This window comes from Mycobacterium sp. 852014-52450_SCH5900713, assembly GCF_001667075.1.
Taxonomy (GTDB): domain Bacteria; phylum Actinomycetota; class Actinomycetes; order Mycobacteriales; family Mycobacteriaceae; genus Mycobacterium.
Genome location: NZ_LZIL01000066.1, coordinates 40056 through 61189 on the forward strand (window position 1 = coordinate 40056; position 21134 = coordinate 61189).

The following is a 21134-nucleotide window of genomic DNA, read 5'->3' on the forward strand; positions in this document are numbered from 1 at the left end:
CCTCAGTGGGGTATCAGCGGACGCGTCGGCACACCGTGGTAGCGATGCGGGTCGGGTAAGCGCCTGCGGCGCACCATGTGTAGCAGAACCAGAACCGACGCCGCCGCAGCGTAGACGCACCACAGTGATGCGAACCCCCGGGTGTAGAGGACGGCGACCACGATCAGCCCGACCAGGTTGAGCAATCCGAAAGCGACGATCGATCGATAGCCCGACATCACCGCCCCCCCGATGACAGCCACGATGTAGAGCACCGCCCACACAGCGCCGTTCTCGACGCCGGTGTGGTAACTCAACGCATGTGGAAGCCTGCGCACGCTGACCGGATTGGCCAGGACGGCGAAGGCGAGGTACGACGACACGACGACACCGAGCAACACGAACGGCGCCACTCGTAACCGGGCCCCCTTCGGTTCGAGAAGTAGCACCGCCAGCGGAACGTACGTCGGCAACAACGCGAAGGCGATCAGTACATACGCCAGAACCGCCAGATGTGCGACGCCGACGGACCGGTCACCGTCCTTGGCCGCCCATACGACAGCTTCGATGAACTGGTGCAGGGAGAAGATAGTCGGCAGCAGCGCGAACGGCAGCTCCCGCGGGTGTTTCACCTCTCGCAGTGACACCGCGGCCACGGGCAGCAACGCGGTCCCTGCCACCAGGTCAGCCGTCATCGAGAAACACACATTGCCAATGCTGCCATGGGCCTTGCGCGCGCAACTCGTGTGGAACTCAACTCGCGCTCGGTCACTGCCCACACTGCCGCCACGCCACTCGAACGGCTGCCTGCCACCTGGGACATCGCTGAGAGTTTCGCGGGCAGCGCGTGTCCGGGTACGGAGTGGGTAAGACCGGGTGCGGAGACGCAAAACGAGCACCATGTGGTCGCCGATGGCTACCCATCGGCGATCTCAGCGCCACTGCCGAACGGAGATGATCCATCTGTCTGACACCGTCTTGCATGTGCCGACGACCACGCCGGGCGTGGTAGTCGACGAGACCCGAAGGCCCGTTACGCCGACTGCGAGCACGCCTCCGCCGCGCCGGGAAGGTTGAGCAATGTCGCCTGTCACCCAAGGCCCCATGGGGCGTTTGACATCCGAGCTACGCCTGATCAGCCGCAACCCGAGCCACTTCCGAAGTGGCCGGTGGTACCTACTGGCCGATGGCTTGCTGCTGATTGCTCTGGGCACAGCCGGGTTCGTCTCCGCCGGCGTCCATCCCCACGCCCCGCCCGTCGGCGCCCCGCTGCTGGGACTCGCGTTGACACCCTGGCACAGCGCACTACTGTTCGGGTTTGGGGTGTTGGCCGTCTTCGGCGCGGTCCAGCGCCGCGCGGCGGTCGCCGTAACTGCGCTCAGCTCACTGGTTTTCGTGGCTCTGGTGATCATCGGCGCGATCTTCGCGACGCATCACACGCCTGGACCGCTCGGCTTCGAACCGCGCGACATCGTGTTGCACGGCGTGCTGGCGGTGGCGAATTTTGCTGTCCTGTACTGGCTCATCCCCGACGCGCTGGAGGGGCCGGATTGGGTCCCGCGCCGGGGCACTGAGACCGGGCAGCGCACAGAGCCGGCCACGCCGCCGGCGGGTCCGGCCGCCTAGCTGCCCCTTAGACCGGGATCAGCCCGTGCTTACGGGCCGTGCGGAACCACAACTGCTTGTCCCGCAACAGCTTCAACGACTTGCGCAGCAACAACCGGGTCTGGTGCGGGTCGATGACCGCGTCGATGAAGCCGCGTTCGGCGGCGGTCCACGGGATCGCCATGTTGAGGTTGTAGCCCTCGATGAAGTCCTTCTTGATCTGCTGCGCCTCGGGCGTCGTCGGGTCGGGGAACCGCTTCATCAGCAGCTGCGCGGCGCCCTCCGCGCCGATCACCGCGATACGCGCGGTGGGCCAGGCGAAGTTGAAGTCGGAGGTCAGCTGCCGGGATCCCATCACGGCGTAGGCGCCACCGTAGGACTTGCGCACGGTGATCGTCACCTTCGGCACGTCGGCCTCGACCACCGAGTAGAGGAACCGGCCGCCGCGCTTGATGATGCCCCTCTTCTCCTCCTCGGCGCCCGGCAGGAAGCCCGGGGTGTCCACCACGAACACCAGCGGGACGTTGAACGCGTCACAGAACCGGATGAACCGCGCGGCCTTGTCGGAGGCCTCGTTGTCGATCGACCCGGCCAGGTGCATGGGCTGGTTGGCGATGACGCCGACCGGGCGCCCGTCGACGCGGGCGTACCCGGTGATGATGGCCGGCCCGTGCTGCGCGGCGACCTCGAGGAAGTCGCCGTCGTCGAAGATGCGCAGCAGGATTTCGTGCATGTCGTAGGCCGCGTTGTCGGAGTCCGGCACGATCGTGTCGAGCTCCAGGTCGGTCGGCGTGACCTCTGGCTCCAGCCCGGGGTTGACGATCGGCGGATTGTCGAAGCAATTGGACGGCAGGAATGACAGGAAGTCACGCACGTACTGGAACGCTTCGGCCTCGGAATCCACCACCTGGTGGATGTTGCCGTAGCGGGCCTGCGCGTCGGAGCCGCCGAGCTCGTCGAGGGTGACGTCCTCGCCGGTGACCTCCCTGATGACGTCGGGACCGGTGACGAAGAAGTAACCCTGATCGCGCACCGACACGAGCAGATCGTCTTGGATCGGCGAATACACCGCTCCCCCAGCGCATTTGCCGAAGATGAGGGAGATCTGCGGGACCAGACCGGACAGCGCCTCGTGGCGACGGCCCAGCTCGGCGTACCACGCCAGCGAGGTGACCGCGTCCTGAATCCGGGCACCACCCGAGTCCTGGATGCCGATGATCGGGCACCCAACCATCGCGCACCACTCCATCAGCCGCGCGACCTTGCGGCCGAACATCTCGCCGACCGTGCCCTGGAACACCGTCTGGTCGTGGGAGAACACCCCGACCGGCCGGCCGTCGATCATGGCGTGCCCGGTGACGCAGCCGTCACCGTAGAGCGCGTTCGGGTCGTTCGGCGTTTTGGCCAGCGCCCCGACCTCGAGGAAGGTGCCCGGATCGACCAGTGCGTGGATGCGGGCGCGGGCACTGGGAATGCCCTTCTGGTCGCGCTTGGCGACCGCCTTCTCACCTCCCGGCTCCTTGGCCAATTCCAGGCGAACGTGCAGCTCGGCCAGCTTTTCAGCTGTCGTGTGAGCGCGAGAAGGCTCCGCACCGGTCACTACTTGCCCACCTCACTCGTCCGGCGGCGCCCCGCCTCGATGTTGTCCAGCGCCTCGGTCATGTGCGCCCCCACCTTCGCGATGATCGGCTCGTCGATGGCCTGGATGTGTTCCCCACCGATCGGCACGACCTCGAGGTCGGCCACGTACTCACCCCAGCCGCCGTCCGGCTGACGAACCGCATACCGCGGCTCGAACTCGATGACGTCGTCATGGTAGCGATCCGCCATGTAGAGCGTGACGTGACCGTCGTACGGCTCGATCTGGACCGTTTCCAAGGCGCGGTTGTCCAGGTATGACGTGCGCTGGTGCTCGATGATCCCGCCCGGGACCTGCACGCCGCTCTGCTGGACGATCTCCAACACGAACTTGACCTGGCCCTCGTCGTCGAGCTCCTCGAGCTGCTCGTAGGGGATCGCGGGAATCTCCACGTTGAAGGTGCGCTCGGCGAACCTCGCGTACCGGTCCCACCGCTTGCGGGTCTCCTCCCTGGTCTGCGGGATCTCCTCGCCGGCCCGGACCGTGTCGATCATGCCGACGAACGCGACGTTGGCGCCCATCCGCTTGAGCCCGATCGCGCAGGCATAGGCCAGGGCGCCACCCAGTGACCAGCCCACCAGGATGAACGGCTTGTCGCCGTTGATCTCGAGCAGTTTGGGCACGTATTGGGCGGCCCGTTCCTGCACGGTGCCCTCGACACGCTCGAACCCGTACATCGGGGTGTCCGGCGGCAACCGCTTGAGTAGTGGCTCGTAGACCACCGTCGAACCGCCGGCCGGGTGGAAGACGAAAACCGGTATCTGCGAATCGTCTTGCGGCGCCCGGATGGTGCGCACGAATCCGTCGAGCTCGCCGGCCTCGAGGTAGCTGCGCACCTTCTCGGCCAGCGCCTCGATGTTCTCCGACGTCAGCACGTCCTCGACGGTGATCGGGCCCTCGGCCCGCTCGGACAGGCGCTGCGCCATCTTCGCGGCCTGCTCGTCATCCAGCTTGGGCAGCGGGTTGAAGATGCCGCCCGGGGACTTGCCGGTGACGATCGCCCACGTCGCGAACGTGACCCGTTCGGAGGCGTCGCGCGGCGGCACGTCGGAGTTGAGAGCCTTGGTGACCGCCTCCTGGTTGAGCGCTTGTGCTGCGCCCGCGAGATTGGGCTTTGCCTGCCCGGCGCCATTTCCCTTGGGTCCCGACGGGTCCGTGGGCGGCGGGGGGAGGGGCGCGTCGGAGGCCGGCGGCGGCGCCTCTTGCGTCTGCGGCTCGGCCTGCGGATCGGGTGCCGGCGCCGTCACCGTGGCCGGCGTCGCGCCGCTCACCATTTCCGCCTGCATCCGGGCGATCTCTTCGGGTGACTGCGTCTTCTGGTACTCGTGCAGCTGCTCGACCTCGTCGCGGTGCTCCACCGCGTACTTGATCAGCTCCTCGATGTTGTAGAGGTTGGCGTCGCGGACCGCCGTCAATTGGATCGGCGGCAGGTCGAAGTCGTACTCGACGCGGTTCTTGATCCGCACCGCCATCAGCGAGTCCAGGCCGAGCTCGATCAGCGGCACCTCCCACGGCAGGTCCTCTGGTTCATAACCCATGGCCGAGCCGACGATCAGGCCCAGGCGCTCCGCGACGGTCTCGCCCGACTCCGGCGACCATTTGCCCATGCTGGCCGAGAAGTACCGGTTGGTCAGGCTGTCCGTCAGGGTTTCGGCGTCGGCCTCCTCGACGGATGTCTCCGGCGCGGCCGCCGCCCCGTTGGACGGGGCCGAGATCGCCGCTGCGGCACCGACCGCGGCCGGCAGGGCGACGCCGGCTTCCCCGGCCCGGGCCACCAGCGCGTCGTAGACCAGCGTGAAGGACTCGTCGATGCGGGCATGCACCTGCACCGACGCGCCGCCGGGGTGCCGAGTCAGCGTCGTCACCAGGCGGGCGCCCTCGCCGGGAACCGCACGCTGTTCGGCCGCCGCGAGTTGCGCGTCCGGAAGCACTTCGGCCGCAGCGGTTTTCACCAGGGCGGCGAGGTCCGTCGCGCCGCGGGGGTGGAACTCCCAGACGTGGCGGCCGTCGGGCAGCGCGACGTGGTTGCCCGGCATGAGCGCCGAGCTGCCGCCGTGCGCGAAGTGCACGTCCAGCCAGTGCTCCTTGCGCTTGAACCGGGTCGGCGGGATGTTCGCGTAGTCTGCCGGTCCGGCGGCGCGGGTGAACAGCGTCCAGATGTTGAGGTCGTGGCCGTAGACGTAGAGCTGCGCCATGGTCGAGACCATCGACTCGACCTCGTCCTGCTTGCGGGCCAGCGTCGGGATCAGCTGGGCGTCGTGCAGCCCGGCCGCGGCCGTGGTCAGTCCGACCTGCATGAGCGCGACCGGATTGGGCGCGAGCTCCAGGAAGGTTGTGTGCCCGCTGTCGACAGCGTTACGGACACCGTGGGTGAAGTAGACGCTGTGGCGCAGCCCCTTCTTCCAGTAGTCGACGTCGTGGATCGGCTCGCCGCCGGGCTTGATGTAGGTGCCCTCGTGCACGGTCGAGTAAATCCCGACGGTCGGGCTCGTCGGCTTGATGCCTTGCAGCTCCGCGGCGAGCTCCCCGAGCAGCGGGTCCATCTGCTGGGTGTGGCTGGCGCCCTTGGTCTGGAACTTTCGGGCGAACTTGCCCTCGGACTCCGCGCGGGCGATGATCGCGTCCACCTGCTCGGGCGGACCGCCGATGACGGTCTGGGTGGGGGCGGCGTAGACGCACACCTCCAGGTCCGGGAAATCGGAGAACACCGTCTTGATCTCGTCGGCGGAGTACTCCACCAACGCCATCAGCCGGATGTACTCGCCGAACAGCATCGCCTCGCCCTCACCCATCAGGTGCGAGCGGGAGCAGATGGTCCGGGTGGCATCGCGCAGCGACAAACCGCCGGCGAAGTATGCCGACGCCGCCTCACCCAGCGACTGACCGACCACCGCGGCGGGCCTGGCGCCGTGATGTTTGAGCAGCTCGCCCAGCGCGATCTGGATGGCGAAGATGGTGACCTGGGTGGTCTCGATGCCGTAATCCTGCGAGTCGTCGAGGATCAGCTCGAGCACCGAGTAACCCAGCTCGTCCTGGATCAGCGCGTCGACCTTCTCGATCCACTCGGCGAAGACCTCGTTGCGCAGGTACAGGCTCTTGCCCATCTTGCGGTGCTGCGCGCCGAACCCGGCCAGCACCCACACCGGGCCGTTCGTCACCGGCCCGTCGACGCTGAACACGCCCGGCCGCTGCTTGCCCTCGGCCACCGCACGCAGGCCCTTGATGGCCTCCTCGTGGTCGTGCGCCAGCACCACCGCCCGGGACCGGCCGTGGTTGCGCCGCGACAGCGCCCGCCCGATCGATTCCAGCGACGACGCCTGACCCTCCGGGCTTTCCATCCAGTCGGCCAGCTCGGCGGCCGCCGCCTTCTTGCGCGAGGTCAAGAAGGCCGAAACGGCCAGCGGGATCAGGGGTTTGGTCGGCTCCTCCGCCTCCTGCGCGGCGAGCTCCTCCAGCGCGATCTCTTTCAGCCGCAGCGCCTCGTCGGTGACGCCGGGCAGCTCGTAGTCTTCGTCCTCCTCGGCCGTCTCGGCGTCCGGGATGATGTTGCCGAAGTCGTCGAAGCGCAGCGCGTGACTCTCCATGGTGGGCGCATCGGCGGTTTCGGCGGCGGCGTGCGGTTCGGGCTCGGGTTCGGGTTCGCGTTCGATCACGTCGCGCGGCAGCACCTCGCGCACCACCAGGTGCGCGTTGGCACCGCCGAAGCCGAAGCTCGACACCCCGGCCAGCGCGTAGCCGCCGTACCGCGGCCAATCGGTGGGCTGGTCGATCACCTTCAGGCGCATCGCGTCGAAGTCGATGTAGGGGCTGGGCCCGGCGAAGTTGATCGACGGCGGCAGCTTGTCGTGCTGCAGGGCCAGCACCACCTTGGCCATGCTGGCCGCGCCGGCCGCCGACTCCAGGTGACCCACATTGGTTTTCACCGCACCCAGCAGAGCCGGGCGATCGGCCGGACGTCCCCGGCCGACGACGCGACCCAGGGCCTCGGCCTCGATCGGGTCGCCCAGGACGGTCCCGGTGCCGTGCGCCTCGATGTAGTCGACGGTGCGCGGGTCGATGCCGGCGTCCTTGTAGGCCCGACGCAGCACGTCGGCCTGCGCGTCCTGGTTCGGCGCGATCAGGCCGTTGGACCGGCCGTCGTGGTTGACCGCGCTGCCCGCGATCACGGCCAGAATCTGGTCGCCGTCGCGGCGGGCATCGTCGACCCGCTTGAGCACCAGCATCCCGCCACCCTCGGAGCGGGTGTAGCCGTCGGCGTCCGAGGAGAACGACTTGATCCGGCCGTCGGGGGACAAGACTTGGCCGATCTCGTCGAAACCGAGCGTCACCACGGGCGTGATCAGCGCGTTGACGCCACCGGCGACCGCGACGTCGGCCTCGCCGTTGCGCAGGCCCTGCACGGCCTGGTGGATGGCCACCAGCGAGCTCGAGCACGCGGTGTCGACGGCGACCGACGGACCGCGGAAGTCGTAGAAGTAGGAGACCCGGTTGGCGATGATCGACGTCGCGGTGCCGGTGATGGCGTAGGGGTGCGCGACGGTCGGGTCGGACACCGCCAGGAAGCTGTAGTCGTTGTTGGAGACTCCGACGTAAACGCCGACGGACTGTCCGCGCAAGCTCGACGCCGGGATGTGCGCCTGCTCGAGCGCCTCCCAGGTCAGCTCCAGCGCCATCCGCTGCTGCGGGTCGATGTTGTCGGCTTCGGTCTTGGCCACCGCGAAGAACTCGGAGTCGAAACCCTTGATGTCCGTCAGGTAGCCGCCGCGGGTGCGGGCCTTCGCCAGCCGCTCGGCCAGCCGCGGCTCCTCCAGGAACTCTTCCCAGCGCCCCACCGGCAAGTCGGTGATGGCATCGCGGCCCTCCATCAGCGCCCGCCACGTCTCGTCGGGGGTGTTCATGTCGCCGGGCAACCGGGTCGACAAGCCCACGATCGCGATGTCGACACGGTCGGCCGGGCCGTTGCGCGTCCAGTCCGAAACGTCGTCGCCCGAGGTGTCGATCTCGGGCTCGCCCTCGATGATCCGCGTGGCGAGCGACTCGATGGTCGGATGCTGGAACGCCACCGCGACCGACAGCGTGACACCGGTCATGTCCTCGATGTCGGCGGCCATCGCCACGGCGTCGCGCGACGACAGGCCCAGCTCGACCATCGGTACCGACTCGTCGATGTCGTCCGGTGACTTCCCGACGGCCCGGCCCACCCAGTTGCGCAGCCACTCGCGCAACTCGGGGACCGTCATTGTGCGCCGCTTCTCTGCATCGCTTCGTCCCCCGCAAGCGGGAGGTGCCCCCACTGCATCATCGCCGGCGCCCAAGTCGGTCTTCGTGTTGGGCAGATTCTCCTGCTGGTCTTGGGGGTCGTCTAGTTCAGCCATGGTTCCTGGGTTCAGTCGTTAGCGCCGGCGAAGGCGGTCGGGGAACCGACGCCGCTACGCAGGCTGCCGTCGAGGTAGGCGGCGCGGCACGCGCGGCGCCCGATCTTGCCGCTGGAGGTGCGCGGAATCGTTCCGGCCTGCACCAGCAGCAGGTCGCGGACGGTCACCCCGTGACGGACGGCGATGGCCGCCCGGATCTCGTCCGCGATCGGCTGGTAGTCGAGCTTGTGCGTGCCGGGGGCACGCTCGGCCACGATCACCAGCTGCTCGGAGCTGTCATCGCGGTCGTGCTTCAGGCCCGTGTGCGGGTTGTCGAACACCACCTGCGGCAGCTCGTTGGCCGGGACGGAGAACGCGGCCACATATCCGGTGCGCAGGGCCCGGCTGGCTTCCTGCGCCGAGTACTCCAGGTCCTGCGGGTAGTGGTTGCGGCCGTCGATGATGACCAGGTCCTTGATCCGGCCCGCTATGTAGAGGTGTCCGTTGTGGTAGGTGCCGTAGTCGCCGGTGCGAACCCACAGCCCATCGTCCTCGGCTCCCTCGGCGTGCGACTTGCTGATGCGCGACTTGAGGATGTTGCGGAAAGTCTCCTGGGTCTCCGCCTCCCTGCCCCAGTAGCCGAGGCCGAGGTTCTTGCCGTGCAGCCAGATCTCGCCGATCTGGTCGTCCGGCAGCTCGCTGGCCGTATCGGGGTCGACGATGACGGCCCACTCGTCGACACCGATGACGCCCGCCGAGACCTGCGCGACGGCTTTCGGCGCGTCGGGGGCCACCTCGACGAAGCGTTGCTTGTTGAGCTCGTCGCGGTCGACATGGATGACGGTGGGCGCTTCGTCCATCGGCGTGGTGGACACGAACAACGTCGCCTCGGCCAGGCCGTAGGACGGCTTGATCGCCGTCTCCCGCAGGCCGTACGGCGCGAACGCCTCGAAGAACTTGCGCATCGACGCGGGGGACACCGGCTCACTGCCGTTGAGGATCCCCTTGACGTTGCTCAGGTCCAGCGGCGGCTCGCCCTCCTTGGGCACGCCGCGCACCGCGGCGTGCTCGAACGCGAAGTTGGGGGCGACGGTGAACAGTTCGGAGCCCGGCTCGTCGTCGGGCTTGCGCGCCATCTCGCGGATCCAGCGGCCGGGGCGGCGCACGAACGCGGCCGGCGTCATGAAGGTGAAGTTGTGGCCCAGAACCGGGGACAGCAGTGCCGTGATCAGGCCCATGTCGTGGAAGAAAGGCAGCCAGGACAGGCCGCGGTCACCCTCCTTGCCTTCCAGCCCGTTGAGCACCTGCAACACGTTGGTGGGCAGGTTCAGATGGCTGATCATCACGCCGGTCGGGGTCCGGGTGGAACCGGACGTGTACTGCAGGTAGGCGATGGTGTTCTCGTCGGCCTCGGGCTCCACCCAGGTAGAGGCCACCTCGGTGGGCACCGCGTCGACGGCGATCACCCGGGGCCGTTCCTTGGCCGAACGGGCGCGGATGAACTTGCGGACGCCTTCGGCGGCCTCGGTGGTGGTCAGGATGGTCGACGGCGTGCAGTCGTCGAGCACGGCGTGCAGCCGGCCCACGTGGCCCGGCTCGCCCGGGTCGAACAGCGGCACCGCGATCCGGCCGGCGTACAGCGCGCCGAAGAAGGCGATCAGGTAGTCCAGGTTCTGCGGGCACAGGATGGCGATGCGGTCACCGGGCTGGGTGACCTGCTGCAGCCGGGCGCCCACCGCCCTGTTGCGGGCGCTGAAGTCGCGCCAGACGATGTCGCGGTACACCCCGTCGCGCTCGGTGGAATAGTCGATGAAACGGTAGGCCAGCTTGTCGCCACGAACCCTCGCCCACTTCTCAACGTGCTTGACCAGGTTGGTGTTGTCCGGGAACCTGATCTTTCCATTCACGATGAACGGGTTGTGGTAAACCATGCCGCGCTCCTGTCACACCTGTTTTAGGTCGGCGACGCCGACGTTGTTGTCCTCTGGTCGGCCACGCCGACGGTTTCCATCTCTACGCGGGCCAGCCCTCGCGAGGCGCCTCGGGCGCCAGCCTCCTGCTGATCACAGGCCGGCGTCTACCAGGACCGGGTCCGCAACAAAGTCTTATAGCTCTTAAATTCCTCTTAATGTTAAGGGGCTGCCCGCAGCACACCAAATCACAAGGTACCGCTGATCTGCACCCGCAACGGGCTCCTGGCTGCTGTGTCCCGCGGCCGGTCATCCATGTTTGGGGTGCGGCGCATTGTTGATCAGTCCTTGAACCCAATTTAAGGTCCAATCCGTCGCAGCCTGCCCGTCGGCGTTCCAGAACTGCGTCGTCGCGTACAAGGCGTGGATGGGCTGCCCGCCATTCCCCGCCAGGGTGTTGAGCGTGTTGGGCAGGTTGGCCACGCTGAACGCCTCTTGCGGCGCGGCGCAGATGAGGTCGCCAGGCGCGCAGATCTCGTTGGTCTTGTCGTTGAGCGCGCCGAAACCACCGGGCCGGGCTCCGGTCATGGTCAACCCCAGCCCGGACAGCACCGGCACCTCGTGCAGCGTGACCTCGGCGCCCTGCCCCGGCGGATTGGGCCCGATGTCGTTGCCCACCCCGGGCTGACGGCGACCGTCGGCGATCAACGTCACACCGAGCACCAGGTCGTCGTCGACGGGTCCCCGACCGTTGCCGATGTCGCTGGCGATGTCACCGGCGATCACCGCGCCCTGGGAGAAACCCGTCAGCACGTAACTGGTGAGCGGGCACTTGGCGTTCATGTCCGTCATTGCCTGGACCGTCGCGCGGGTGCCCTCGGCGCGGCTTTCGTTGTACGACATCTGCGTGTCACCGCCGAGGGGGTTATGGAACTGCGCGGTGTAGGGGGTGGTGTACTCCTGCACCCGGGACGCGGGGAACTGCTGGCTGACCGCCGTGGTCACCTTGTGCAGCAACGCGTTGGGGAATTGCATCGGGTTGATCGGATCGTCCTGCGGGGCGGACTCCCAGGTGCCGGGGATGTTGACCAGCTGGACGTCGGGGCACGACGCGTCCTGCGAAGCGGGGCGGGGCTTGTGCGGGTGGGTGGTCGTCGACGGCGAAGGCAGGACGCCGGGCGGCACCGCGCTGGGCGGTGACTCGCGGTTGCGCAGCAAGACCACCACGGCCACGATCACCAACAACACCACGACCGCCATCGCACACGCGGCGGCCCAGGCGAGGACTCGGTGGCGCTTACGCCGGGCGTTGGTAGCCATGTTCTCCTGCTAGCAGAGTGGGTGGATCGCGACGCGGTCCTCCCGACCCCTGCCGCACACCACTACACGGTACCGGCTCCCCCGACTGGATCCGCCGGGCAGCGACCCGCAGCGCCCCGCTACCGAATGGCGCCGACGATGTCGCCCGACATGGCCCCCAGTTGCCCCGACCACGAGCCCCAGCCGTTGTCGCCGCCGCCCGGGAAGTCGAAGTGACCGTTGTGCCCGCCGTTGCTGCGGTACTGCTGATAGAACTCCCGCGAGCTGCCCATCGCCGCGCCCGCCTGGCCAATCATGGCGGCGTCGTCGCCGCCCATATTCGTCGGGCTGTAGACCCAGACGCGAGTGTTGTTCTGCGCCAGCAACGACGCGTGCACGTAGGGGTCGTGCCACTTCCACCGACCGAGCTGCGGGGCGCCCCACATCCCGTTGCCGTCCACACCGCCGAATTGTTGCAGGCCGGCCAGGATCGCCCCGTTGTAGTTGGTGCTCGATGGGTACAGGAATCCGGACAGCGAACCGGCGAAGCCGAAGCGGTCGGGGTGGAAGGCGGCCAGCGCCATCGCGCCGTAGCCACCCTGCGAGGCGCCGACGGCGGCGTGGCCACCGGGCGCCAGGCCCTTGTTGGCGGACAGCCAGTTGGGCAGCTCGCTGGACAGGAAGGTGTCCCACTGCTTGCTGCCGTCCTGCTCCCAGTTGGTGTACATGCTCCACGCACCGCCGGCGGGTGCCACCACCGAGATGCCCTTACCGCCCAGCGTGTTCATCGCGTTGCCCGCGGTGACCCAATTGCTGACGTCCGGCGCCGCATTGAAGGCGTCCAGCAGATAGACCGCGTGCGGACCGCCGGCCAGGAAGGCGACCGGGATGTCGCGGCCCATCGCCGCCGACGGCACCATCAGGCTCTCGTAACCGGCCGCCCGAGCCCGGCCGGCGGGCCCGCCCGTCACCGTCACGCCGATCAAGCCGACCGCCAGCGCGGCCACCGAGATCATCCGAAGAAGCGCTGGCATACCCCGCACGACCCTCATGTCCACCCTCCATCGTCTAGTCGCTGTGGAGCACATTAGCCAGCGCCGTAGTTCCCCCGCCCGCGGGGTAGTGAAACAAATCACACACCAAAACAACCAGCGGCGGAAACCCCCAGGGGTTTCCGCCGCCAGTCGCGTCGTTCTTGGACTTAGGTGCCCTGGCCGGTCTGACCGTTCCCGGCAGGAGTCGCGGCCGTGGCCGGACCGGCGCCCGGGGTTGCACCCAGGGTCGCCTGCAGGTCAGGCTTCATCGCCTGCAGCTGCGCGCCCCAGTACGGCCAGTCGTGCGTGCCGTTGGCGTCGAAGTTCCACACCGCGTTGTTGCCGCCGGCGGCCTTGTACGCGTCCTGGAACTTCAGGTTGCTGGTACGCACGAAGCCCTCCAGGAACTTCGCGGGCAGGTTGTCGCCACCGAGGTCGGACGGCTTGCCGTTACCGCAGTACACCCAGATGCGGGTGTTGTTCGCGACCAGCTTGCTGACCTGCAGCGACGGGTCGTTGCGCGCCCACGCCGGGTCGCTCGACGGCCCCCACATGTCGTCCTTCTTGTAGCCACCGGCGTCACCCATGGCGAGGCCGATCAGCGACGGACCCATGCCCTGCGACGGGTCCAGCAGGGCCGACAGCGAGCCGGCGTAAACGAACTGGTTCGGGTGGTATGCGGCGAGGATCAGGGCCGACGAACCGGCCATCGACAGACCCACGGCGGCGTTGTTGGTCGACTTGACCTGCTTTTGCGCCGCGAGGTACGCGGGCAGCTCGCTGGTCAGGAAGGTCTCCCACTTGTAGGTGGTGCAGCCGGCCTTACCGCAGGCGGGCTTGTACCAGTCGGAGTAGAAGCTGGACTGGCCGCCGACCGGCATGACCACGGCGATGCCCGACTGGTTGTACCACTCGAACGCCGGGGTGTTGATGTCCCAGCCGTTGAAGTCATCCTGGGCGCGCATACCGTCGAGCAGGTAGAGCGCGGGCGCGTTGGCCCCACCGCTTTGGAACTGAACCTTGATATCGCGGCCCATCCCTGCGGAAGGAACCTGCAGGTACTCCACCGGCAGACCGGGGCGCGAGAACGCGCCGGCGGTCGCCGAGCCCCCCACGGCGCCAATCAGGCCCGAGAGCAGGGCCGCACCAGCGGCCGCCACCACGAGCCGGCGCGGCATACCTGCCACGGCGCCGCGAAACCTGTCGACAAGCGTCATCCTTGCTTCCTCATCCTTCTCGGCGCGCCCAGCATCCGGACGCGTCCTTGATTTGGGTCGTACTGCATGCGATCAGGCGCAGCAGTGCTCGTGTAGTCAACCACACCTGTAGCCGTCGAGTCGCATCGAGACCGCACCGCAAAGCGTCAGTCGGCGATCGTTACCCGATGTTTTCCAGGCCAAACGCCGGCGCCGTTGGCGGCGTTTTCGCATGTGCTTGGGCACTTGTGCCAGCTGGTGAAGGCCCAAATGTGAAGTTGCTGGCAATCTTTCGCGGGCGTGGATCGTGATCGTTTTGAGATTGGCCGAATTCTTCTGCGCGCGGCTTACTCGCGAGACGGCGGCGGGACCTCTTCGGGCACCGGCAGTCCGCATCTGGCGAGCTCGTAGCGCGGAACGCGGTCGATCCGGTACTTGGTGAATTCATAGGAATGCACCAGGTTGGAGAGGAATCGGTGCGGGGTCATCGGTGCGCGCACCGAACTCAGCACCGCCTTGGTCTCGGGGCATTGCAAGGCGGTTACCGCCTCCGCGACCCATTGCATGTCCAGATAACCCGGGATACCGGGATACACCTTCACCCATGGTCCGTCGGCGATCACCCAATCCGGGAAGAGGTTCTTGTCGTGGCCGATGCGGCCGTGCTTCAACCGTTCCGTGTGTTGCGCAAGCGGATTGGCCAATCCGATCTGGTCGATCACCCTGACGTCCAGCCCGACGTTCATTCCCACCATGCCGAGGTTGGTGAAAAACACTGTGTGCTGCGGCTTTTCGGGGGGCTTGCCGGGGCCAGGCTGCGCCTGCGGCACCAGGTCCCACTGGATGTAATTGCCCGACGGCAGCAGTAACGCGCCGTCGGGGGTGTTCTCGAGGGCCGTCAGGATGGCCGCCATCCGCGGATAACCCAGGTAGTCGGCGGCGGTCAGTGGATGCGCGTGCCCGGTGGCCTGCGCGTAGAAGCGCCGCTCGTCGACGATGCCGGAGTAGGTCACGTGGGTGGCGTCGTCACCCATCCCCGGCGAATTGGCCGCCCACAGTGACCAACCCGCCACACCCAGCCAGAGCGCGCCCGCCGCACCGGCCACCCAATAGCCCGTCTCCCGCGAGTAGTCCTGGCCGTCCGGTATCGCCACCGGGATCACGGCCACCGGGGCCAGCAGGCAGAACAGCGGCGCCAGCAGCACCCGCCCATGCATGAAGTCGCCGCCCTGCCGGATCCAGTAGAGCGCCTGCAGCAGGCCGCTCACCAGAACGAAGGCCACGACGGCCGGGGGGCTTTGGACCGCCCGGGCCAGCCGACCGTAGTCGGGCGAGAGCGCGGGGCGCAGGAACGACGGCCGTCGGCGGGCCGCGAGCAGCAGCACCCCCAGCGGCACGAGGAGCACCACCGGCACCCAGACCACGTAGGGCGCGTCGAAATTCGAGAGGTAGATCATGCCCTGGGACCACTTGTCGCCGGCCGCATCCTTGGCCAGGGCGGTGCCGGGCACCAGCAGGCCGTAGTAGCCCATCCGGAAGATCTCGTAGCCCACCGGCAGCAGGCCACCGGCGACCACGACCAGCACCCGGCGCCGCCAGGTCCGCGCCGCGATCAGCATCATGATCAGCGCCAGCCCGCCCATCAGCGCCAGGTCGGGCCGAACCAAGACGCTGAAACCGGCCACGAACGCCAACACCCCGATGAAGAGCCTGCGATCCGGGCGGTTGCGCACCGGCTGGGCCCAGCAGACCATCATCCACCAGAGCAGACCGAGGTAGGCCAGCGTCAGCCCGCTCTCCAGCCCCGAGGTGGCGAAGTCACGCGCGGGCGGCAGCGCGACATAGACCAACGCCCCGGCGGGCAGAATGACCGCCCTGCGGCCCCGCAGGCTGGGCGCATACAACCGGGCGGCCCCCAGCATCAGCAGCGCCACGCCCAGCACCGAGAGCGTCAGGGCCAGCGCCAGCGCCACGTATTCCATGCGCATCGGCCCGCCCACCCAGCTGCCGACGTACATCAGGTAGGTCCAGGCCGTGGAGGTGTTGGCCTCCACCCGCTCCCCCTGATTGAAGACCGGGCCGTTGCCGGCCAGCAGGTTGCGGACCGTGCGTAGCACGATCAGCCCGTCGTCGGCGATCCAGCGCCGCTGCCAGGCACCCCAGGCGAACAGGACGGCGACCACCACCACGCTGATCCACAGGCTGACCCGGACCATGGCGGTGTAGGGGAATACCGGCCAGCCCAACCGTCTGATGACCGGCCGGCCGCGCATCATGCGCGCCTTGAGGGCCTGCAATTCGGAGCTAGCCGAAGGCAACGGCGGCTCCAACTGTCGCGATCCACGTCACCGCCAGCAGCTGCAGCACCCGGTCCCGCAGCGCGATGTCCTCGGGCTCGCCCGCCAGCCCGCCGTCCACGTCCACCGCGTACCGCAGGATGGCGATGGTGAACGGGACCATGGACACCACGAACCAGCCCGCCGCGCCGTGCTCCCGGTCGAACGCCCACAGCCCGTAGCAGACCACCAGCGCCGTGGCCGACAACGTCCAGACGAACCGCAGATAGGTGCTGGTGTAGTTCTCCAGCGCCTTGCGGATCTTGGCCCCGGTGCGCTCGGCCAGTTGTAGCTCGGCGTACCGCTTGCCGGCCACCATGAACAGCGACCCGAACGCCATCACCAGCAAGAACCACTGGGTCAGACGGATGTCGGTGGCCGCACCCCCGGCGATGGCCCGCAGCAGATAGGCCGACGACACGATGCAGATGTCCATCACCGCTTGATGTTTCAGGCCATAGCAGTAGCCCAGTTGCATTGCGAGGTAGACGGCCAGCACCAGCGCCAGATTGGGTGTGATCCACCAGCCGATAACCAGTGCGGCGATTCCCAGCACCACCGCCAGGGCGTAGGCCAGCCACTCCGGCACGACGCCCGCGGCGATCGGGCGGAACCTCTTGGTGGGGTGCTCGCGGTCGGCCTCGACGTCGCGCGCGTCGTTGATCAGGTAGATCGACGACGCGGCCAGGCAGAACGCCGCGAACGCGCCCAGGGCCGGGTAGGCCTTGTCCAGCACGTCGTGCAAGTGGTAGCGGACCGGACCGCCCAATGCGGCCAGCGGCGCGGCCAGCACCAGGACGTTCTTCACCCACTGGCGCGGGCGAATCGCCTTGACCACCCCGATCACCACGTTGCCCGGGGGCCCGGTCACCACGTCCTCACTCATTCGGCCAGACCTTCCGCGCCCGGCCCTCGAGCCGGACGGTGATTCGGGCGACGATGGCTCCCAGGGCGATGCCGCACGCCACGTCGCTGGGATAGTGCACCCCCAGCAGCATCCGCGACAACGCCATCGGGGGAATCAAGACGGCGGGCAGCGGCAGACCGGTGATCCGGCCCATCAGGATGGCCGCGGCCGTCGTCGAGGTGGCATGCGCTGACGGGAAACTCAGCTGGCTGGGCGTGCCGACGTTCACCACGACGGCCGGATCGTTGGGCCGCTTACGCCGCACCACCCGCTTGACCAACACGGCGGCGGCGTGCGCGGCGAATGCGCCGGCCCCGGCCAGCAGCCACTCCACGCTCCGCTTCGGCATCAGCAGCGCACCCACCGCCGCCATGGCCAGCCAGCCGATGCTGTGCTCGCCGAAATGCGACAGACCGCGCGCGGCCGTCAGCACGCCGGGCCGGTCGGCCAAGGCCGACTGCACAGCCACCAGCGCGGCCACCTCACCCGTAGGGGGTGGCGATTCAGGCATGCTCTCGCTCGGCAGGTAGCAGCGCCGTCTCCCACTTCTGCTTGCTGGACAGCACCGGCAACGCATCCCGGTACGTCTTGCGCATCTCGTCGAACCGGCTCGCCAGCCGGCGCTGCCGCCGCAGCGAGGCGAACAGCAGCTGGAACATCTTGCGGCGGTCGCGCTGCCGGTAGACCACCCCGCACCCGTCGGCGGTCGTCACGGTGACGCCGTCGACGGTGCACAACCGGAACCAGCGCGCGTCCTGGGTGGGCACGTTGAACTCCGGGCGCCGGTGGGCTTCGGGGTCGGCCTTGGTTGCGTTGTGCGCGATGCCGCGGGCCAGCCGATAACCGATCGACAGCGGATTGACCGGCGGCTTCATCGCCCTGGTCTTGTTCGCCGGCGGGGGCAGTTCGCTCGCCGCCGGCAGCACCACCGCGTCGGGGTATTCCTTGCGCAGCCGATGCACCTCGGGCAGAGCGGATTCCAGGATCGAGAAGATGTGCTCGGGCCCGGCCAGGAAGTCGTCGATGGCCCGGTTCTGGATAGCCACCGTCGAATACTCAAGGCAGGCAAGGTGTTTCAGGGTCGCCTTCAGGTGACTGCGAACCAGCCCGGTGACATCGCCGTCCCAGTGCATCGCGGCGACCACCAGCCGGTTGCGCAAATGGAAGTAGGCCTGCCAGTCGATGGCGTCGTCCTTGTCGCTCCAGGCCATGTGCCAGATCGCCGCACCCGGCAGCGTCACCGTCGGATACCCGTGCTCCCCGGCGCGCAGGCCGTATTCGGCGTCGTCCCACTTGATGAACAGCGGCAGCGGCTGGCCCAGCTCCTCGGCGACCTGACGCGGGATCATGCACGTCCACCAGCCGTTGAAGTCGACGTCGATGCGCCGGTGCAGCAGCGCGCTCCGAGCGTTCTTGTCGTTCAACGGGAATTGGGCGAAGTCATGGTCGTACTCCGCGTGCGGTGCGGCGGTCCACATGAAGTTCGACTGGTTGACGACCTCGCCCATGATGTGCAGGTGCGACGGCTCCTGCAGGTTGAGCATCTGGCCGCCGATGAGCATCGGCGTCTTGGCGAAGCGGTGCAACGCGAGCACCCGCAGGATTGTGTCCGGCTCGATGCGGATGTCGTCGTCCATGAACAGAATCTGTTGGCAGTCGGTGTTTTTCAGCGCCTCGTACATCACCCGGCTGTAGCCGCCGGAACCACCGAGATTGGGCTGGTCGTGGATGGACAGCCGGTTGCCCAGGCCGGCGGCGGCGGCCGGGAAGTCCGGGTGATCACGCACCTTGCGCACGCCCTGGTCGGGGACGATCACCGCCCCAATCACCTCGTCCACCAACGGATCCGCGGTCAGGTCGGCCAGCGCGTTGACGCAGTCGGCGGGCCGATTGAACGTGGGGATGCCGACGGCGATGTTGGCCGCGCCCGGGGCGGGCTCGGTCGCATACCAGCCACCGCTCACCAGGTTGACCACGGTGTCGGTGGTGATGTCGAACCAGACCCAGCCGCCGTCCTCGAACGGCCTGAGCGGCACCTCGATCTCGACGATGGCCGGCTGGTCGTCGGTGCCGACGAATTGGCGGCCGTCCACGGAGATCCGCACTCCGGTGGCCTTCGTCCGGTACACGTCGACGCGGCCGGTTCCGGTCAACTCGACCCGCAGCACCACCGAGGTACAGATCGACCAGCGGCGCCAGTAGCTCGCGGGGAACGCATTGAAGTAGGTGGCGAACGACACCTCGGACTCTTTGCCGATCTCCAGCGAAGTGCGGCTGGTCGCGTGCGCGCGCCGCGCATTGGTGGTCGATTCCTCCAGGTACAGCTTGCGCACGTCCAGGGGCTCACCCGGACGCGGCAGGATGATTCTGGAAAGCAGGCTTACAGCAGTCATCAGGCGCCGCTCCTCCCCCTCGCTTCGATCTGCGTCGTCGCCGGCGCGCTTGCCCCCGCGCCTTCTTCCACCAGAGGTGCGCCGTCGCGCAGGTGCGGTGCGACGGTGTTGTCGTACATGTTCAGTGCACTGGCAATCGCCATGTGCATGTCCAGATATTGATAGGTGCCCAACCGGCCACCGAAAAGCACCTTGGCGGAGGCGGTTTCGGCCTTCGCCCGCGCTCGGTACGCGGCCAGCAGGGTGCGGTCGGCCTCGGTGTTGATCGGGTAGTAGGGCTCGTCGTCGTCTTCGGCGAATCGCGAGAACTCCCGCATGATCACCGTCTTGTCGGTGGGGTAGTCGCGCTCGGTGTGAAAGTGCCGGAACTCGTGGATGCGGGTGAACGGCACGTCGGGATCGTTGTAGTTCATCACCGGCGTTCCCTGGAAATCCCCGATCGGCAACACTTCCACCTCGAAGTCCAGTGTGCGCCAACCGAGCCGGCCCTCGGAGTAGTTGAAGTAGCGGTCCAGCGGGCCGGTGTACACGACCGGCGCGTCCGGGCTTTCCGCGCGCAGCTGGTCGCGAACCTCGAACCAGTCGGTGTCCAGCCGCACCTCGATGCGGTCGTCGGCGGCCATGTTCTGCAGCCAGGCCGTGTAGCCGTCGACCGGTAGGCCCTCGTAGGTGTCGCTGAAGTACCGGTTGTCGAAGGTGTAGCGCACCGGCAGCCGGGTGATGTTGGCGGCCGGGAGCTCCTTGGGATCGGTCTGCCACTGCTTGGCCGTGTAGCCCTTGACGAACGCCTCGTACAGCGGCCGGCCGATCAGCGAGATCGCCTTCTCCTCGAGGTTCTGCGCGTCCTCGGTTTTGATCTCGGCGGCCTGCTCGGCGATCAGCCGGCGCGCCTCGTCCGGGGTGAAGTATCTGCCGAAGAACTGCGACACCAGGCCCAGCCCCATCGGGAACTGGTAGGCCTGCCCGTTGTGCATGGCGAACACCCGGTGCCGGTAATCGGTGAAGTCGGTGAACTGCCGGACGTAGTCCCAGACCCTCTTATTAGAGGTGTGGAACAGGTGGGCGCCGTACTTGTGGACCTCGATGCCCGTCTGCGGCTCGGCCTCGGAATAGGCGTTGCCACCGATGTGCGGGCGGCGTTCCACGACGAGCACGCGCTTCCCGAGTTGGGTGGCTGCGCGCTCGGCAATGGTCAGGCCGAAGAATCCAGAGCCGACGACGAGGAGATCGAAACGAGCGGTCATCGGTTGCTTAGGGTATCCGACCGCGTGGGTCTAACCCATCTGGCGAGGCCAGGGAGTCCGCCTTCGGCCGAATGACGGTGCGGGCGGGACGCCTCAGCGGGCCGATCACAACCTGAGTCGCAATTACCTCACGATTCAATATCACCACTCTAGTCACAGCAATCTCACTCGTACCATCGACTCTGTGTGGTTCTCGCCAGCTAGGACGGCGGACCGCACCGAAACAACACAGTTCAGA

Annotated in this window: 13 protein-coding genes; 1 reads left to right on the forward strand and 12 read right to left on the reverse strand. The window is 67.7% G+C overall.

The features are described from left to right. Positions 1 to 2: 2 nt before the first annotated feature. On the reverse strand, positions 3 to 674 hold the full coding sequence (locus A5773_RS20055) for a DUF6629 family protein (protein ID WP_082948311.1): 672 nt from the start codon (positions 672 to 674) through the stop codon (positions 3 to 5). Positions 675 to 1059: 385 nt separating this feature from the next. Between A5773_RS20055 and A5773_RS20060 the strand changes: the two genes are divergently transcribed. Further along, a complete protein-coding gene (locus A5773_RS20060; RefSeq protein ID WP_066953439.1) occupies positions 1060 to 1605 on the forward strand; it encodes a DUF4383 domain-containing protein in 546 nt (181 codons plus the stop codon). A gap of 7 nt (positions 1606 to 1612) precedes the next feature. Here the strand turns inward: A5773_RS20060 and A5773_RS20065 are convergent, their stop codons facing one another. The 11 genes from A5773_RS20065 to glf form a co-directional block, all read right to left on the reverse strand. Next, positions 1613 to 3184: an acyl-CoA carboxylase subunit beta gene (locus A5773_RS20065; RefSeq protein WP_067263070.1), complete on the reverse strand. Its 1572-nt coding sequence runs from the start codon at positions 3182 to 3184 to the stop codon at positions 1613 to 1615. After that, positions 3184 to 8463, reverse strand: a complete 5280-nt coding sequence (pks13, locus tag A5773_RS20070; protein WP_067792275.1) for a polyketide synthase Pks13 — start codon at positions 8461 to 8463, stop codon at positions 3184 to 3186. The genes A5773_RS20065 and pks13 overlap by 1 nt, the downstream gene beginning before the upstream one ends. Positions 8464 to 8609: 146 nt before the next feature. Beyond that, positions 8610 to 10508 carry a long-chain-fatty-acid--AMP ligase FadD32 gene (gene fadD32, locus A5773_RS20075; RefSeq protein ID WP_067792278.1) on the reverse strand — a complete coding sequence of 633 codons (1899 nt, stop codon included), beginning with the start codon at positions 10506 to 10508 and terminating at the stop codon, positions 8610 to 8612. A 288-nt stretch (positions 10509 to 10796) separates the two neighbouring features. Then, a complete protein-coding gene (locus A5773_RS20080; protein ID WP_066953447.1) occupies positions 10797 to 11807 on the reverse strand; it encodes a cutinase family protein in 1011 nt (336 codons plus the stop codon). A 119-nt stretch (positions 11808 to 11926) separates the two neighbouring features. Beyond that, complete coding sequence (locus tag A5773_RS20085; RefSeq protein ID WP_066953609.1) at positions 11927 to 12829, reverse strand: esterase family protein; 903 nt, start codon at positions 12827 to 12829, stop codon at positions 11927 to 11929. Between the two features lie 158 nt (positions 12830 to 12987). Beyond that, positions 12988 to 14037, reverse strand: coding sequence for an esterase family protein (locus A5773_RS20090; RefSeq protein ID WP_066953449.1), 1050 nt, complete (start codon positions 14035 to 14037; stop codon positions 12988 to 12990). A 326-nt stretch (positions 14038 to 14363) separates the two neighbouring features. Continuing rightward, a complete protein-coding gene (aftB, locus tag A5773_RS20095) occupies positions 14364 to 16334 on the reverse strand; it encodes a terminal beta-(1->2)-arabinofuranosyltransferase (protein WP_304441417.1) in 1971 nt (656 codons plus the stop codon). Then, positions 16321 to 17238, reverse strand: a complete 918-nt coding sequence (locus tag A5773_RS20100; protein ID WP_066953453.1) for a decaprenyl-phosphate phosphoribosyltransferase — start codon at positions 17236 to 17238, stop codon at positions 16321 to 16323. Before A5773_RS20100 ends, aftB begins: the two co-directional genes overlap by 14 nt. Continuing rightward, positions 17231 to 17770 (reverse strand): phosphatase PAP2 family protein, encoded by a 540-nt coding sequence (locus A5773_RS20105; protein WP_067792283.1) that lies wholly within the window; start codon positions 17768 to 17770, stop codon positions 17231 to 17233. The genes A5773_RS20100 and A5773_RS20105 overlap by 8 nt, the downstream gene beginning before the upstream one ends. After that, a complete protein-coding gene (locus A5773_RS20110; RefSeq protein WP_066953457.1) occupies positions 17763 to 19652 on the reverse strand; it encodes a glycosyltransferase in 1890 nt (629 codons plus the stop codon). Before A5773_RS20110 ends, A5773_RS20105 begins: the two co-directional genes overlap by 8 nt. Further along, entirely contained in the window at positions 19652 to 20896 is a 1245-nt protein-coding gene (gene glf / locus A5773_RS20115; protein WP_067263058.1) for a UDP-galactopyranose mutase, read from the reverse strand. Before glf ends, A5773_RS20110 begins: the two co-directional genes overlap by 1 nt. Positions 20897 to 21134: the final 238 nt, after the last annotated feature.